Here is a 17,522-nt window from a genome sequence, read left to right on the forward strand (position 1 = left end):
CTACAATTTCGATTAAGCGGATGCCGATGTAAACAGTTTTTTGGCTCCGCCAATAATAAGCAGCACCACAAAACCGATGACCAGTCCTAGTAAAAGATCGGCCAACATACCCGGCCACGTGTGAAAAAGGTCGTGTACCACGTGAAGATTGTGTCTGAAAATTCCTCCGGAAACCAAAAGCAACGCAATGGTCCCGATAACAGATAAAGACTTGATCACTACCGGTAAGGCATTGACTAAAAATTTACCTACTTTATCAGAAAAGCTGTCGTCTTGCTCGTTCAGGTTGATGAGTTTAGCCCCAAATTCGTCCATACGTACGATGAGTGCGACGATTCCATACACCCCAACGGTAGCCACCAAAGCAATGATGGAAACCACAATGATCTGATTGACCAGTTCTTCGCCTGTAACCGTACCTAAAGCAATGATAATGATCTCTACAGAAAGGATAAAATCGGTTAAAATAGCCGACTTCACTTTCTCTTTTTCATAAGCTAAAAGTTCTTCTTCAGTGCGATTTTGTAAAGCGGGTCGCTCCTCTTCGTGAGCGTGTGGCACAAAAAACTCATAGATCTTTTCTGCACCTTCATACGCGAGGTAGAGTCCGCCAATGATCAAGATCACCGTTACCGCCACCGGCACAAACGCACTGAGCAAAAAGGCCACCGGTAGAATAATGATCTTATTGAGCAGCGATCCTTTGGTGATCTTCCACAAGACCGGGATCTCACGATTAGACATAAAGCCGGAAGCTTTCTCGGCATTTACAGCGAGGTCATCGCCTAAAATACCTGCGGTTTTCTTTCCGGCTACTTTAGCCATCACCGAAACATCATCCATAAGCGTTGCAATATCATCAAGAAGCGCAAAAAATCCTGAAGCCATAAGTATATTGGGTTGGTTGTTTGCGGCAAGATAAGTTGCTCTTTTCTAAAAAGGCATTAAAAAAGTGATAATTTATACGATTGCAGTGGGGTTAAACTAGAACGATTGGCGTGAACTCAAAGAGGTCTCTAGTGGCAATTTCTCTAAAATACGCCCATCGTGACTCACCTGAACTGCCAGCGCCGGAGCTTCGGCGTGCGCGAGTGCTAACTGATAGGTAACATAGCCCTCAGCGACTTGCTGCGTTACCTGTGCGATACGATACGCTTCATAGGTTGAAGCAATTTTCTGCTGAACGGGTTCCGGCAATACGCTGGCATCTGCACTTTTTTGGGTTTTTAGCAAATAACCGTCTGCAGAGTACCAGTGTGTATGTTGCGTCTGATCTTCCACAAAGCTTACTTGATAGGTTTTAGAGGTAACCTCCCACTGTACTTCTTGTGCATCGGGATAGTGCACCTCAAAGTTGGTTTGTACATTTTTTGGAATTTCCTGCGCTTGGCTGTTCAGGCTTAATACTGCGGTCATTAAAATTAAAGCGATAGTTTTCATAAGTTCTATTTTTTAGTTGAGACAAAGTACCCGCACAAATCTGAAATCATTTAGGAGTTTTAGCCGCTCAGGATATTAAAGTATGTTAAACATACTTTTGACATCAAGACCGTTAACGTGCTTTAAAAGGATTTACACTACTCAAAAAGCGTCGTAACCATCAGCTGCTGCTAAAGGTGTACGACGCTTTGTAAATGAGCGATTCGGTAAAAGAATCTTTAAAGAAAAGAACCAGTTGTATCCTAAATAGTCAACCTAAAGATCCGTAAGTCAACTGACTCAGAAACGTTTTATGGTCTTGATCCCTTTGGCGCGTTTAATAAGGCATTTTGATCATCAAAAAAGAGTTCGTGCTCTTTCCCAAAAGTATTTTCAACTTCAACCATATACCGCGTTTTTCCGTCTTTGATATATTTTTTAGCCTCATCAAAACGGAAACCGGAGTAGTTTTGTTTCAGTTGATTCTGAATTCCTGCCGGCAGTTCGCTTTCACGAAGCTCTTGTTCACTAGCCACCACGCTTCCATCAGCAGCATAAGACACTTCATAATCTAAGCGGTCGATCTCAAATTCTACCTCATAAGAAAATGCGTGCTGTTCCCACTCAATATCTGTAGCTTTAGGGTATGCCTTGGAGAACGCTTGGCTCACCGGTGCCGGAACTCCAGAGTTTACTGAGGTTTGTGCTGTGGCCAGACTAACGCCGCCCAACAGAATTGCGGTCATAAATACATTTTTCATCGTGTTTCTTTTTTAAATTTGAAACAAAACACGGGAGCAAAACTGAAAAGATTTAGGATAAGCTCACAACTAGAGTCAAACAAAGCCTGGTTTTTATACTTAAGCTTTACGCCGAAAATACTTAACCCCTTGATTTTAAAAGCATCTTAACCTTTGCATAGTTCTTAGTGGTTATTAAAAAAAAGGTCATTACCAATTGATTCCAGATTTGCGCTTTAGCCTTGCAGTCTATATTATGAAACCCCTGCTATGAAGATCTTAATTATAGAAGACGAACCCCAAATGCTGGATAATATGCGCCGCACACTGGAGCAGGAACAGTATTTAGTAGAAAGCGCTGCAACCTATACCGAAGCACTAGATAAAATTGGAGCCTATGCCTACGATTGTATTTTGCTAGATGTGATGCTTCCTGACGGAAACGGTCTAAAAATTCTCAAAGAACTTAAAGCGCAGCAAAAAGAGGAAGGCGTTATTATCGTTTCGGCAAATGATTCGTTAGACGATCGTATTGAAGGGCTCAACCTGGGTGCCGATGACTACCTGCCGAAGCCTTTTCACATGGCCGAATTACGGGCTCGGGTACAAGCGGTTTTACGACGCCGTAACTTTGAAGGGAATCGCAATATACAGTTGGGGAACGTAACCATCAATCCTGAAACACGTCAGGTTTTTATAGCAGAAGAGGACATCAATCTCAACCGGAAAGAATATGATATCCTTACCTATCTGATCGCCAATAAAACCCGCCTTGTTACCAAAGCCGCTCTGGCCGAGCACGTATGGGGAGACCACATTGACCAAGCCGATAGCTTTGATTTTATCTACTCGCAAATAAAAAATCTGCGTAAAAAACTAGAACCGGCAAGCATCAACGTACAGGCGGTTTATGGCGTGGGCTATAAACTTGAAGTCGACTAGATGCGTCTATTAAATTACACCACACAATACTTTGCGCTGCTACTTTTAGGAGTGATCACTATTTGGGCGGTCGCCTTTTATTATGCGATGCTTGATGAGATTTATGACAGTCTCGACGACGGACTCGAGAATCAGAAAATTTTGCTTCTCAAGCGCGCTCAAGAGGATCCTTCGATCTTAGCGCATAATGATTTTGACAAGCACGTGTATAGCTTTACTCCTATTTCGGCACCTAGCTTTGAACAGCAGCAAGAGCGCTATCAAGACACCTTGATGTATATGCTGAACGAGGAAGATTATGAACCGGTGCGTATTTACGAAAGCGCCATACAGGCAAACGGCGGCTATTATAAACTGAAGATCATCACCTCGATGGTAGAGGAAGACGACCTGATCGAAGATCTGGTGAGCTACCTCATTGGCTTATACGCCTTTTTGGTCCTTTGTATTTTAATACTGAATAATCTTTTACTGAAGCGCATCTGGAAACCCTTTCACTACCTTATTGATCAACTTAAAGATTTTAAGCTCGATCGAAAAACCAGCTTAACTACAGCACCCACAAAGATCGAAGAATTTACGCTGCTCAATACGACGGTGACTGCGTTGATCGCTTCGGCACGGCGCTCTTATGAAGAGCAGAAACAGTTTATAGAAAACGCTTCTCACGAGCTGCAAACGCCTCTTGCCATCGTGATCAATAAACTCGAACTCTTTATAGAACAACAACCGCTTAGCGATGAGCAGCTCGTACAAATGGCCAGCGTTCTTGATAATCTGGGCAGACTTACGCGGCTCAACAAATCCTTATTGTTGCTTTCTAAAATTGAGAATGAGCAATATCAGGAGGAAGCTGAAGTAGATTTTAAGCAGTTGCTGCACCAAAGCCTTAGTGACTTTGAAGCTATTGCCGCGCATAAAAATTCAGCCTTAATACTCCTTGAGGAAACCGAAATGTCCTACCGTATGAATCGGGATCTGGCGGTCATTCTGGTTAATAATCTTATTAAAAATGCGCTGGTACACGGCACACCGGGAGCACCTATTCACCTCAGATTAAAACAACATGCATTGAGCATTACCAATCAAGGAACACCTACTCCATTAAAAGTAGACGATATTTTTGCGCGCTTTAAAAAGTCGGGAACCAATGAAAAATCTACCGGTTTAGGTTTGCCCATTGCACAGGCGATTGCGGTAAAGTACCAACTTCAGTTAACCTATAGTTATACTGAGGGACACCAGTTTAGTTTAACGTTTCCGATTTAAGAAATGATTACGAAGCATTCACAAATCATTACCAATTCTTTTCAGAATTATATTGAATCTTTGCTTTTACAACCTTAACGTATGAAATATTTAGCCCATTACGTCATTTTTGGAGCGCTGGCTTTTAGCGGAGTTCTTTCGTATGCGTTTTATAAAAAATCGATCGCTGAAGAACGTGAAATTCTGGAAAATGCCAGTTACAATCTGGTGAACACTTGGGAATTTCCTGAGCTGCTCTATGAGGTAAGCGGTATCGCTTGGGTTAATGATTCTACCCTTGCCTGCATTCAGGATGAGGAAGGTGTGATCTATAATTTTAATCTGAATACCAGCGAGATCACTAAGGATACCCGGTTTGCTAAAGACGATGATTATGAAGCTATCGCGCTCAACGGTACGATGGCGTTCGTGATGCGCAGCGATGGGCACATCTTTGAGATCGCTGATATTATGGCCGATACGCTTGTGGTTTCAGATTTTAAGACGCGTTTTGATTCTAAAAACAATATGGAATCGCTCGCCTATCAACCGGAACACGATAGACTGATCACCATTGCCAAAGATGAAGGTCTTGACGAGGACCGCTATAAAGGTGTTTATGCAATTCCGTTAGAGACCCACGAGCAGGATGAGCAACCGCTTTTTGCGATCGATCTGAAATGGGATGCATTTAAAGCCTTGGAAAAAAAGAAAATAGAAAACACGTTTAAACCTTCAGATATTGCCATACATCCTAAAACCGGTGATTTTTATATAGTAGATGGAACGAGTCCGCACCTGTTGATCGTTTCGGCATCGGGCAGTTTTAAAGCCTTGCACGAACTGAATAAATTTCATTTTGCACAACCCGAAAGTCTTACGTTTAGTCCGGAAGGCACTCTATACATCGCCAACGAGGCAGCTAACGGAGTGGCCACGATGTTTGAAGTCACCTTAAAAGATAAAGAAGTAGAAAAATAAATTAGTTCAAGGCAAGCTCAAGGGTGTTGCATCCTTTGGCTCTGCCAGTATATTTTAATGTTTAGCAGCACGGCGGTGTGAGGCCCGCTTTGCGCGTCAAATAGTAAGCTACCTCAGAACAAGCCAGAGGCGTTAGTTAAAAAAGAAGTTTCAATTTCGAGGCATCCCGATAGTTATCGGGACGGCGTATTACCCCCCCCCCTTTGCGGTGCCTATAAACTGAAGCTTTACTGCTTTTGAATTTTACATTAAAATTAAATGGAGAAGCCGCATCTATTGCTAGATGCGGCTTCAATATATAGAGAAAGCACGTGGCTTTTAGTTTTCGGCGTTCTACAAATCTTTTCCTTTCTTACTTGGCATTATAAAGAAGATCAGCATTGGGCGTAAAACTTTAAGATATAGTTACCGGAAGCATGATTAAGGTTTCAACTCCGCCGGCTTCATCTTTAAGATAATCTACCTTCAACTTGTAATTGATGGCGCGCTCTTCTGCATAATAATTACCGGTCTTCTCATCAAAACCGCCATAATCAGTATACGCGAGACTTACGATCTTATTCTCATCCATCGCATTAAGTGTTTGTAAATCTTGCTCGCTTAACGTATAACGTTTGAGTAACTGATTGAGACTGTGGGTAAAATGTCCTTTTGGTTGTGTTTTCATAGCGTTTGTTTTTTTTCAAAATTATTATGGGTAATAGGATTAAAATGTTAGTAAAATCTTATTTCACAGAAAATTAAGAGCAAAAGAACTGCTCGAATAACCTCAAGATACACCTAAGACTAAGGATGCAGCGTCACGGCTTGCTTATAGGTATCAAACAACCAGAACAGTCTTTTAAAATTTTAAGATGGAGTAGTATTGCTTTTAACAATATAGATTATGGAAATGAAATTTGTTGAAACGCAAGAAACAGTATTGGCCGGACATCTTCAATTTGTTTAGATACTAATCCCTCAAAATCTCTTAACACTTATTTAAAACCGTGTTATAGAGGGTTAAAAAAGATTTCGCATTAACATATTTAGCATAATTTGATCCCTTAAACTTAATAGCCTCTATGAATCACCAATACGCGTTTATTAGATCAATTTTTCAAGTTCGCTTTTCTTTACTACTGATTTTAGTGCTTCCTGCGCTACAGACATTTGCTCAGGATAAAGAAGTAGAACAAACTTTTTATTTTACCGGAAATACCGGAGACGCTCCTAATGCCACTACAACTTCGGTTTTAGAAGCCATTACTACGATGTCTCAAAAGGATGCGAAAGCTACTTTTGTAGCTATCGGAAATATCACTCAACAAGGTTATCCGCCAAAAAAGAAAGACCGTAAGGAGGTTGAAACGTTCTTGCAGCAAGAACTGATGCAACCGCTGGAAGCTTTTAACGGGAACGTGATCCTAATGCCGGGAAAAAACGAATGGAATAAAAACGGACACGAAAATCTGGACGATCTTGAATCTTTTATTCAAGACAACAGCGAGATCGAATTCTGGCCCAATGACGGTTGTCCGCGCGAGATCGAGAACCTTGAGATGGATAATGTTGAGTTATTAATGATCGATTCGCAATGGTTTCTTGAAGACTGGGACGATCATTTGTATCTAAATAATAAATGTGACATCAAGACACGGGACGAATTTTTTGCAAAGTTTAAGGACGATCTTAAAGACGAGCAAAACAAAACCGTGATCGTTGCGGTGCATCATTCCATATTGACCTTGTCTCAACAGAATTTCATAGAGAACATAGGCGGTTTGACCGTTGAAGACTACTACAGCACGCTCAGACAAAAATACGCAGGCACGCTAGAAACACTGGCGAGCCAGTTTCCTGATGTGATCTTCGTTTCGGCGAGTGATCGCAACTTACAGTATGTATTTGATGATGGAATTCCGCAGATCATCAGTGGGGCAGCTTCAGAAAAACTTGACGGAGTGCGCAAAGCGAAAGATGGTCAGTTTGCGTCTAAAGCGCACGGTTTTGCCCGACTTACCGTTTATAAAGACCGAAGCTCTGTAGTCGAGTTTTATGAAACAGACAACGGTACCCCTAAAAAGCTTTTTGAGAAAGAAATTCGGCGACAGCAACCCAAACCTCAGGACATTAATAGTCCGGACATCAGCGGTATGGGAAGTACAAAGAAGGCTTCGATCTACACGAAAGAAGAAACAGATAAAAGCGGGATGTACCGGTTTTTATGGGGCGACCACTACCGAGATATTTATAGTAAAGAAATTGAAGCACCTGTACTTGATCTTTCAAAACTTCCGGGTAACGTTCACGCGATCTCTGAAGGCGGAGGAAATCAGTCACGCTCGCTACGTCTGATTGACGATGAAGAACACGAGTACACGGCACGCGAACTGCGTAAAAGTGCTGTGCGCTTTATTCAGTCTAAAATCACAGATCACTACGTACGTGATTTTATGGAAAACACTATTGCCGAAGATATCGTACAAGATTTTTATACCACCGCGCAACCTTATGCGCCGTTTGCTTTGAATCCTATTTTTGACAGTCTTGATATTTACAACGCGCAACCTAAAATCTATTACCTGCCAAAGCAAAAACAGTTAGGCATATATAATGAAGATTACGGCGACAAACTCTATATGTATGAAGCACACGCCGGCGATGAAAACAAATCTTTTGAACGCTTCGGCGACGCAGATGACATTATAAGCACTAAGGATCTTTTGGCAGAAATACAGGATTCTAAAAAACATCAGGTGGATGAAGCTAATTTTCTAAAAGTGCGCCTAATGGATTTTGCCGTGGGTGATTATGACCGGCATTATGATCAGTGGCGTTGGTCTGCTTTTGAGCAGGAAGACGGTACCACTTTATACAAAACCATTCGCCGGGATCGTGATCAGGCATTTCCTAAGTATGACGGACTCGTTTTAAGTTTGCTAAAAGTGGCGTTGATTGATTTTCGTTCTATGGAAAAGTATGACGAAGACGTAAACAGCGTAAAATGGATGAGTAGGTATGCATATCCGCTGGATCAGGCTTTCTTAAAAAGCCTCACTTGGGAAGATTGGGAACAACAAGTTCAGTTTATTCAAGAGCGACTTACCGATGAAACCATCGCTACTGCTTTTGCTAGCCTACCCGAAGCAGCGCAGGACCAAAGTACAGCAGCGATACAAGAGAACCTAAAAGCGCGTCGCGATAATTTAATGGATATTGCCCACCGCTATTACGAGTATTTGATGCGTCATCAGATTCTATTAGGAACCGGCGATAAAGATGAGTTTGTGATTACCCGTCAAACTGATGGTAAAACCAGCATTAGCCTGACTACCGAAGATGACCGCAGTTTTGAACGTACGTACGATAAAGCGCTTACCAAAGAGATCTGGATTTACGGGCTGGATGATGACGATACTTTTAAAGTGACTGGTGAGGGCGATCAGTACATCCCCATCAAGATTTTAGGAGGAGAAAACAACGACGTTTATGATTTTGAAAATACCCGTGCGGTAAAAGCTTACGATTATAAAAGCAAGAACAATACGTTTGTAAATTCGGGTACGCGGAAATGGCTGGTTGACAGTTATGACATCAACACTTATAATGATGCCTCTCGTAAACTGGATGCCTTCTCTACCCTACCCGCGATCAATTACGATCAGGATACCGGTTTTTCTGCAGGTTTAAGTGGAACCTACACCACCTACGGCTTAGCAAATAATCCGTTTTCAACACAACAAACCTTGACCGCAAAATATTTTGCAGCTACACACGGTATTGAGTTGAAGTATTCAGGGGAATTTGCGCACGCTTTTTACAAATGGAATTTTGGTCTTGACGCACGCTACACTACGCCTAATTATGCGATCAACTTCTTTGGGACCGGAAACGAGACTACCTATGATCGAGATGCAGTAGATCGAGACTTTAACCGGGTACGCATCAGTCAGTGGAGTGTAAATCCGTCCTTGATCTATCGCGAAGATCGCGTGCAATTGCGCTTTGGACCTACCGTCGAATCTTTAAATACCTCCTATTCAGGAAGCGGTGTTACCGGCGATACTAACGTTTTTGCAGCAGGTGATAATGTTTTCAATACGCAGTATTATGCTGGAGCAGAAGCAGCATTTCAATATAAAAATAAGAGCGGTGCTATTGCCTTCATCAGAAGGGGATTTCAGTTTGACTTGGTGACCGGATACAAAACCAATATCGATGAATATGATAACGAATTTGCTTATGTAAACCCGACCCTTTCGGTGGACTATCCCCTGCACCCTAGCGGAATGGCCGTTCTTGCTACTAAGATTGGTGCTGAGATGAATATTGGCGATACCTATGAATTCTATCACGCAGCTACTTTAGGTGGAAACAACAGCTTACGTGGTTTTAGAAATGAGCGCTTTAATGGTAAAACGGCTTTTTATCAAAGTACCGATCTACGTGTAGGTATTGCTGAATTAACCACAAGTTTTATCCCGCTGCGATTAGGCGTTTCTGCCGGATTTGATTATGGTCGTGTTTGGGTACCCAATGAAGATTCTGAACAATGGCATAACAGTTATGGTGGGTCTGTATTCTTAAACGGGTTTAAAGCCCTTACTGCCAATTTAGGCTATTACCGAAGTACCGAAAGCGATCGTGTGTTATTCACGCTGGGATGGAAATTCTAAAACGCTGACACAATAACTTAAAGAAACCGTGTTCCCCCGCACGGTTTTTTTTATGCTCTAAATTTTCAATGGAAAAATTCCGTTAATACGGATTTTTTCCTTTTATAACAATTCAAGATTTGCGTACTTTGCACTTATGAAAGAGGCCAAGTTTGCAGTTATTGACGTTGAGACTACCGGTGGCGGGATCAAAGGCAATAAAATTACAGAGATCTGCATCATTGTTCTTCAGGATGGTAAAGAGCTTGACCGGTTCACTTCACTCGTAAATCCGGGAAGAGAAATTCCGCTGTATATTGAAAAACTAACCGGGATCAATGACCGTATGGTTGAGGATGCGCCTTATTTTGATGAAATTGCGCCACAGATCCTAGAGCTTACTCGTGATTGTATTTTTGTCGCACACAATGTAGGTTTTGATTATAACGTGGTGCGAGCAGAATTTAAAGAAGCCGGTATTGATTTTAACCGAAAACGCTTGTGCACCGTTCGGCTTGCTAAGAAACTCATACCGGGATTGTTTTCATACAGTCTGGGCAATTTGTGTACATCTATAAACATTCCACATTACGACCGGCACCGGGCGCAAGGAGATACCGAAGCTACAGTGATCTTATTTCAACGCTGCCTGGACCTTGATCCGGATTATGAAGTCATCGAGGAATTCCTCAACCGAAAATCAAAAGAGTCGTACTTCCCGCCGCACTTTAAAGCGCAGGATTTTGAGAATCTTCCGCATAAACCGGGTGTGTATTTCTTTAAAGACAAAAACGGAAAACCGCTTTACATCGGTAAGGCGATAGACATACAAAAGCGGGTGCTTTCGCATTTCAGAGAAAAGAGTAATCGCAAATATGAACTGCTGCAAAATACGCACAGTATTGACTATGAACTTACCGGCAGTGAGTTACTGGCGCTGTTGCGGGAAGCTGAACTGATTTTAAAATATTACCCTAAGTACAATAAAGCACAAAAGAATCCGTCGAAACCTTATAAGCTTACCTCCTATCATAATAAACAAGGGATTGAGCAGTTTGCGTTGCATAAAAACAAGATCGCTCCGGTGAGTTGGATGCAGTTTTACACCCGTGAGGAGGCCATTCAGTTTATGGAGCATCTTTGTGAGGAATTTGAATTATGCCCTAAATATTGTGGGCTGCAACAAGGCGTGGCTACCTGCAATCATTATAAAATACACACGTGCAGTGGTGCGTGTTCTGGTGATCTTAGTGTTGCTGATTACAATCTGCGCGTGTCTAAAGCGCTCGATTATATTCACCAGTACGAGCAGTCGTGCCTATTGGTAGAAAAAGGCAGAGAAACGGGTGAGAAATCTTTTATCTATTTAAAACAAGGTCGGTTTTCAGGATATGGTTTTATAGACGATGCAGCCGATTTTAATCATCACGAGGATTTTGAGCATTATCTGATTCCGCAGAAAAGCTCGGCATATGCAGACCGTATTGTGCGTCGCTATCTCGCCACAGAAAAGCAAATTGTACGCTTGCCGCTTACTTCAGTAGAGCAGCATACGCAGAATATTTTTGAAAATTGGTTTGTAGATTAAAGCACTTCCTGCTCAGTAACTCTTCGGGCAAAACGAGAAGCAACCGCACTGATGATCATAATTTGCGAAGCGTGAAATAGCATTAACGGCAATAATACTAAACCCAAGCCAGGCATTCCGGTAAAGATGATCTTTGAAAAGACGGTGCCGTGTACCAATGATTTTTTGGTTCCACAAAATTGCGCAGTTATTTGATCTTCGATCGAAAAGTGTAACCATTTAGCAATGCTTCCGGTCAACCAAAAGACAACAGCAAACAGGCTTAGTACTCCACCCCATATTAAAAGCAAATCTAACCAGGAAACCGAAGCGAATAGTCCGTCTGAAAAAGACTCAGCAAAGCTTTTATAGATGATGAGTAAAATAATACTCTTATCAAATAAAGTGAGTTTCTTGCTGTGTTTCTGAACAAAATCTCCTAAAAACCGCTGCAACAACATCCCAAAAATCACGGGGAGTAAAATCTGAACCACCAGCTTGGTATAGATCTGTGTAAAATCAAAATCGCTTTGCATATCGTCTATAAAAAGGCCCATCCACAGCGGCGTAATGATGATGCCTAGTATTCCGGAAATACTGGCATTAAAAATCGCAGCCGGAATATTTCCTTTAGCGATGGAAACCATCACGACAGACGAACTCACCGTTGAGGGTAAAGCGGCTAAAAAGAAAAAAGACAACCACAGGATCTCGTGGGTTTCATTCTGTAAAAGCGGCCGAAATAACAGCACAAGCAACGGAAAAATTAAAAACGTACAGGCCTGTACTAATAGATGAAGTTTGAAATTTCCCAATCCCGCCTTCAACTTTTGCGGACTCAACTTAAGTCCGTAAAAAAAGAAGATCAACGCAATTCCTATGGCGCTAATAAGATCTAAAGGCACCGGACTTGAAGCAACGCCCCACTGAGGGAAAAAATATGCGATTGCGATAACCACGATAATTGCTACTACAAAACGGTCAATTTTTATGCGCATAGAGGGAGGTGGAGTTATAAGATCAAAAAAGGAGGCAAAGTTAAGGCAGATCTTTATCCTAACTTGGTAGCATTCTATCTGATTTTAAAAGATTTTTTACGCATTTTTTGATATTAATTGGCTGAAATATGCTTTTAGTCTAAAAAAACAGGCGTTATCTCATCTTAATCAATACTTTTATAAACGTTAAAACCAACCACAGAAATCACGAAAGGCAAGAAAAGCTTTATTGATCTCTTGAGAACCTAATAACGCATGAAGCAAAAGCGCCCATCGATAAAAGACATTGCAAAAGCACTAAATGTCTCTATAACCACCATTTCTTTTGTATTAAACGGCAAAGGCGAAGAACGAAAGATTTCAAAAGAAGTCATTAAAAAGATTGAAGACTACGTAGAAGAAATCAATTATCGCCCCAATCAGGTTGCTCAAAGTTTACGTACCGGAAAAAGTAAAATTCTGGTCTTTATGGTTGAAGATATCGGGAATAGGTTCTTTGCTAAAATCGCCAGGATCATTGAAGATATCGCTTATGAAAAAGGCTACAAAGTCTTGTTTTGCAGTAATGAAAACAATGATAAGCGCTCCAGAGAGCTCATTAGAGTTTTTCACGAACGACAAGTAGACGGATTTTTAATCATACCCTCTCCCGGAATAAAAAAGGATATTGAAAACCTGATTAAAAGCGATATCCCGGTAGTACTGGCTGACCGCTATTTTGAAGATCTCGATGTGCATCACGTAGTGATTAACAATTATGCAGCCGCCCAAAATGCGACGCAGCATTTAATTGATAATGGTTATAAAAACATCGCGTTCATTTCGATAGATACACAGCAAATTCAGATGAAAGATCGCGCGAGAGGATACCGTGACGCTGTACAGCAAGCAGGCTTATCTCCTACGGTTCTTGAATTGCCTTTTATAGAAATTCACAAACCTGAAGGAAAAAATAAAATCAAAGCACTACTTACCGGAAGCAACGGGATCGATTCGGTTTTCTTTTCTACCAATTATTTGACGCAGGCTTCATTAGAGATCATCAAAGAATTGGACCCAAAACTCATCTATGATCTGGGCATCGTGACCTTTGACGACAATGAGTTCTTTAGGATCAATACGCCTTCGATCACAGCTGTAGCGCAACCGCTTCAAGAATTAGGCGAAGAATTGATGCGCATCATGTTCAAACTCCTCAAAAAGAGTGATAAAGAAATTCCGGCGATCAAATCGGTGCTTGATGCAGAATTACTCCCGCGAGAATCTTCTAAAAAGAAGTAGCTATTCTTGTCTACCTATGCAGTCGGTACTCGATACCGGCTAGTAATTGATTCAAATATATTGAAAGCTCGTTTTCAAGCGGTTTGAGAAAAATTGTTTGATGTTTGGTACATATTGTTCATTCTGAAATTTAGACTTAATGTTAAATTTGATAAAACGTTTTACTTAAACCTCTTTTATGAATAACTATAAGTTTTTATTAGTCTTATTTATTACCAATTTCTCTTTTGCTCAGGACCATTATTCATTAATCATTGAAAATAGTGACCCTTCATTAAATTCCGCAATTACAGAAGGTATTGAAGAAATCTTTGAAAATGTATATCCTAAACTGGTCCAGGATTTTAATCCTGCTGCTCAGGAACATGTAACTATCAAGATTGATACAGCTTACGATGGTGTAGCTTATGCTCATCAAGGAGCGATCACGATCAGCTCTGACTGGTTGCACAAAAAACCAGAAGATCTTGATCTTGTTACACATGAACTTATGCATCTAGTGCAAGCATATCCCAATGACTCCGGTCCCGGTTGGTTAACAGAAGGAATTGCAGATTATGTGCGTCACGTATATGCCCTAGATAACGAGCGTGCCGGTTGGTCACTTACACCCTTTAACCCTTCACAAAGCTATAAAAACAGCTACCGTATTACAGCCCGCTTCTTGGTATGGTTGACGCAAAATTATGATGAAGACCTTGTCATCAAGCTAGATGAAGATCTACGTACCGAGCAATACACCCCAGAAACTTGGGATAAATACACGGGTAAATCTATAGACGAATTATGGCTTGAATATTCTAAAAATCCTAAAATTTAGATTGACCTTCAGCTTAATACCTTAATATCCTGAGCCCTAAAAAAAGGGTTTGGGATATTTTGATAAAAGAGAATAACGCACTGCTGAAGCCATTTCGATTATTAAGGATCGAGCCCAATTACCTTCCACTTTGTGGAAAAAACCAGAATAACTAAATTTTAAACTATGAACAGAAACAGTTTATTGATGCTTAGCCTTCTGTGCCTCTTTGTATTTTCGTGCAAAGAAGAGGAAGCCACAGCACAAAACGAAAACGATGTAAATGTCGCCAGCGCTTCGTTGCGCGCACCGGCCTACCCGCTCATTACCCACGATCCTTATTTGAGCATTTGGTCTATGGGCGACGAACTTAATGCTAGCCCTACTAAGCATTGGACCGAACGAGACCACGCCCTCACCGGAGTGCTTCAGCTAGATGATAAGTTTTATCAATTTTTAGGAAGCGAGAGTAAAGTTTATGAGACCATCCTTCCGGCTTCAGATGAAGAGACCTATTCCGTTAGCTATTCAGAAAGTAAACCTGATGAAAATTGGATCAGCACCAGCTATGATGCCTCTGCTTGGAAAACCGGAGAAGCACCTTTCAGTGATAATGAAAGTATGGCTAAAACGGTGTGGAATACAGATGACTTGTATTACAGACGCAGCTTTGATCTGGAAACTACAGATCTAGAAAGTTTGTATCTAAAATTAAGCCATGATGATAACGTAAAAGTATGGCTTAACGGGGTGCAAATCGCAGATATCAACGGCTGGCAAAACAGCTACAAGTATCTGCCTATTCCTGAAGAAGCGATGCAAACGCTCAAAACGGAAGGGAATGTACTTGCGATTCACATTCGCAACACCGCGGGCGGACAATTTTTAGACGCCGGATTGGTGACTGAAGCCAAAACGCAAACCAACTCGATCGTCAAAAAAGCAAAACAGATTGATGTGGCTTTTAGAGCAAATCAAACCGAATATGTTTTTGACGCCGATGGAACTCAGGTAAATGTGACATTTACCTCTCCGCTATTGATCGAAGATCTTGAGATCTATAGTAGACCTATTTCATACATCAATGTAAAAGTCGCAGGTACAGAAGGGCAACAAGCCAAGGTATATCTGGGAGCTTCTTCTGCTATTGCGATCAACCAACCGGTGCAAGAGGTGGAAGTTTCAGAATATCAAAACGAAGGGCTTTCGGTATTGAAAGCAGGGTCAGTCGCGCAGCCGGTATTAGAGAAAAAAGGAGATGACCTACGTATTGATTGGGGATATTTATACGTTGCCGCTCCTGCTGAAAATGTACAGCAATATGTTTCTCCGGCTGCCAAAGGATTAGAAGCTTTTGCTACCGGAAGTATACAGGATACTGATGCTGAGACAACCGGTAAAAACCTTATCCTGAATACCGTTGCAGATCTTGGTAAGATTGATGCACAGGGCGCAGAACAAGTTTTTATGATTGGTTATGATCAACTCGAAGCGGTGAATTATTTTGGAACCAGCCTTAAACCGTGGTGGTCTAAAGATGGTGCAACAATGAATGCTGAGCTTGCTGAAGCGTATGCTAATTACAACGGCGTGATCAATAAAGTCAAAACTTTTGATCAGAAATTGTACGATGATGCGTTAGCTGCAGGTGGTAAGAAATACGCAGATCTTTGTGTTGCCGCTTACCGCCAAGCCATTGCGGCTCATATTCTCGTAGAAGCGCCTAATGGTGATATTTTGTTTTTATCTAAAGAAAACAACAGCAACGGTTCGATCAATACCGTGGATGTTACCTACCCTTCTGCTCCACTATTTCTGGTTTATAATCCAGATTTACTTAAAGGAATGCTCAATGGAATCTTTTACTACAGCGAAAGCGGAAAATGGAAAAAGCCATTTCCGGCGCACGATATAGGAACTTACCCTATTGCTTTAGGTCAAACCTATGGAGAAGATATGCCGGTAGAAGAAGCAGGAAATATGCTTATTCTCACTGCAGCAATCGCTCAAGTAGAAGGCAATGCAGCATATGCTAAAGCGCACTGGGAAACGCTTACCACCTGGGCAGATTACCTGATGCAAAGTGGTTTTGACCCAGCCAACCAATTATCAACAGATGATTTTGCCGGTCATTTAGCGCGTAATGCTAACCTTTCGGTAAAAGCGATAATGGCCATTGCCTCTTACGGGAAACTTGCAGAGATGCTGGGAGATACTGCAACAGCTGAAAAGTATACCAATGCCGCTAAAGAAATGGCTGGCAATTGGAAGAACATCGCGGCAGACGGTGATCACTATACCTTGGCTTTTGAAAGCGAGGGCACCTGGAGCCAGAAGTACAATCTGGTTTGGGATGAGATTCTGGGCTTGAATATTTTTGATGAAGACGTTCATAAAACAGAAATCGCCTATTATCTAACCAAACAAGAAGACTACGGTTTACCATTAGACAGCCGTAAAACCTACACGAAGTCTGACTGGATTTTATGGACGGCAACTTTGGCTGATAATGAAGCCGACTTCAATGCACTAATTGATCCGGTTTGGGAATTTGCTAATACCACACCAGACCGTGTGCCGCTTTCTGACTGGCACGAGACCACTGATGCACACAAAGTTGGTTTTAAAGCCCGCTCTGTAGTAGGTGGTTATTTTATTAAAATGCTCAAAGAGGAACAATTGAGCAAGTAGTATTTAATTAGCGTTAATACTATGGAAGCGGAGTCTCACCAACTCCGCTTTTTTTCTACCCAAAACGGAATGTATTTGTTTACTAAACAAGTAGTATAGCGCAGTACTAAAATCTCTTAAGCATAAGATGATAAACCCATTAGCACTGAAGCATTTCTTAATAGTGTACGCGTAAGGATGACAATGAACATTTCACCTTAGTTTCTCACAAAAGGAAGT

At 41.5% G+C, this 17,522-nt stretch carries 13 protein-coding genes; 8 read left to right on the top strand and 5 right to left on the bottom strand.

What is annotated here, in order from left to right; all coding sequences use genetic code 11:
- Positions 1 to 12 precede the first annotated feature (12 nt).
- From LDL79_RS02300 to LDL79_RS02310, 3 genes are all read right to left on the bottom strand, one after another.
- Positions 13 to 888 (bottom strand): DUF808 domain-containing protein, encoded by an 876-nt coding sequence (locus tag LDL79_RS02300; protein WP_072980051.1) that lies wholly within the window; start codon positions 886 to 888, stop codon positions 13 to 15.
- Positions 889 to 984: 96 nt separating this feature from the next.
- Positions 985 to 1,440, bottom strand: coding sequence for a hypothetical protein (locus LDL79_RS02305; RefSeq protein WP_225599007.1), 456 nt, complete (start codon positions 1,438 to 1,440; stop codon positions 985 to 987).
- Between the two features lie 290 nt (positions 1,441 to 1,730).
- Positions 1,731 to 2,180: a PepSY-like domain-containing protein gene (locus LDL79_RS02310; RefSeq protein ID WP_225599008.1), complete on the bottom strand. Its 450-nt coding sequence runs from the start codon at positions 2,178 to 2,180 to the stop codon at positions 1,731 to 1,733.
- Between the two features lie 249 nt (positions 2,181 to 2,429).
- On the opposite strand from LDL79_RS02310, the gene LDL79_RS02315 reads away from it, so the two are divergent.
- The 3 genes from LDL79_RS02315 (at position 2,430) to LDL79_RS02325 (ending at position 5,330) form a co-directional block, all read left to right on the top strand.
- Complete coding sequence (locus LDL79_RS02315) at positions 2,430 to 3,101, top strand: response regulator transcription factor (protein ID WP_225599009.1); 672 nt, start codon at positions 2,430 to 2,432, stop codon at positions 3,099 to 3,101.
- Positions 3,102 to 4,370, top strand: a complete 1,269-nt coding sequence (locus LDL79_RS02320; RefSeq protein ID WP_225599010.1) for a sensor histidine kinase — start codon at positions 3,102 to 3,104, stop codon at positions 4,368 to 4,370.
- An 81-nt stretch (positions 4,371 to 4,451) separates the two neighbouring features.
- Entirely contained in the window at positions 4,452 to 5,330 is an 879-nt protein-coding gene (locus LDL79_RS02325) for an SdiA-regulated domain-containing protein (RefSeq protein WP_167597654.1), read from the top strand.
- Positions 5,331 to 5,724: 394 nt separating this feature from the next.
- Here the strand turns inward: LDL79_RS02325 and LDL79_RS02330 are convergent, their stop codons facing one another.
- Positions 5,725 to 5,997 (bottom strand): hypothetical protein, encoded by a 273-nt coding sequence (locus tag LDL79_RS02330; RefSeq protein ID WP_225599011.1) that lies wholly within the window; start codon positions 5,995 to 5,997, stop codon positions 5,725 to 5,727.
- Between the two features lie 397 nt (positions 5,998 to 6,394).
- Here LDL79_RS02330 and LDL79_RS02335 point away from each other — a divergent pair, with 397 nt between their 5' ends.
- Together LDL79_RS02335 and LDL79_RS02340 are read left to right on the top strand one after the other, a co-directional pair.
- Positions 6,395 to 9,988 (top strand): ShlB/FhaC/HecB family hemolysin secretion/activation protein, encoded by a 3,594-nt coding sequence (locus LDL79_RS02335; RefSeq protein ID WP_225599012.1) that lies wholly within the window; start codon positions 6,395 to 6,397, stop codon positions 9,986 to 9,988.
- A gap of 136 nt (positions 9,989 to 10,124) precedes the next feature.
- On the top strand, positions 10,125 to 11,555 hold the full coding sequence (locus LDL79_RS02340) for an exonuclease domain-containing protein (RefSeq protein ID WP_225599013.1): 1,431 nt from the start codon (positions 10,125 to 10,127) through the stop codon (positions 11,553 to 11,555).
- Here the strand turns inward: LDL79_RS02340 and LDL79_RS02345 are convergent.
- Positions 11,552 to 12,532: a bile acid:sodium symporter gene (locus LDL79_RS02345; RefSeq protein WP_225599014.1), complete on the bottom strand. Its 981-nt coding sequence runs from the start codon at positions 12,530 to 12,532 to the stop codon at positions 11,552 to 11,554. The two genes, LDL79_RS02340 and LDL79_RS02345, sit on opposite strands and share 4 nt — an antisense overlap.
- A gap of 255 nt (positions 12,533 to 12,787) precedes the next feature.
- Here LDL79_RS02345 and LDL79_RS02350 point away from each other — a divergent pair, with 255 nt between their 5' ends.
- The 3 genes from LDL79_RS02350 to LDL79_RS02360 all read left to right on the top strand — a co-directional run bounded on the left by LDL79_RS02350 (position 12,788) and on the right by LDL79_RS02360 (position 17,303).
- The gene (locus LDL79_RS02350) at positions 12,788 to 13,813 is read left to right on the top strand and encodes a LacI family DNA-binding transcriptional regulator (RefSeq protein WP_225599015.1); all 1,026 of its coding nucleotides are present in this window, start codon (positions 12,788 to 12,790) and stop codon (positions 13,811 to 13,813) included.
- A gap of 178 nt (positions 13,814 to 13,991) precedes the next feature.
- Positions 13,992 to 14,633, top strand: a complete 642-nt coding sequence (locus tag LDL79_RS02355; protein ID WP_225599016.1) for a basic secretory family protein — start codon at positions 13,992 to 13,994, stop codon at positions 14,631 to 14,633.
- Between the two features lie 165 nt (positions 14,634 to 14,798).
- Complete coding sequence (locus tag LDL79_RS02360) at positions 14,799 to 17,303, top strand: glutaminase domain-containing protein (protein ID WP_225599017.1); 2,505 nt, start codon at positions 14,799 to 14,801, stop codon at positions 17,301 to 17,303.
- The last annotated feature ends 219 nt before the right edge of the window (positions 17,304 to 17,522 follow it).

This window comes from Leeuwenhoekiella palythoae (assembly GCF_020310025.1).
GTDB lineage: Bacteria > Bacteroidota > Bacteroidia > Flavobacteriales > Flavobacteriaceae > Leeuwenhoekiella > Leeuwenhoekiella palythoae.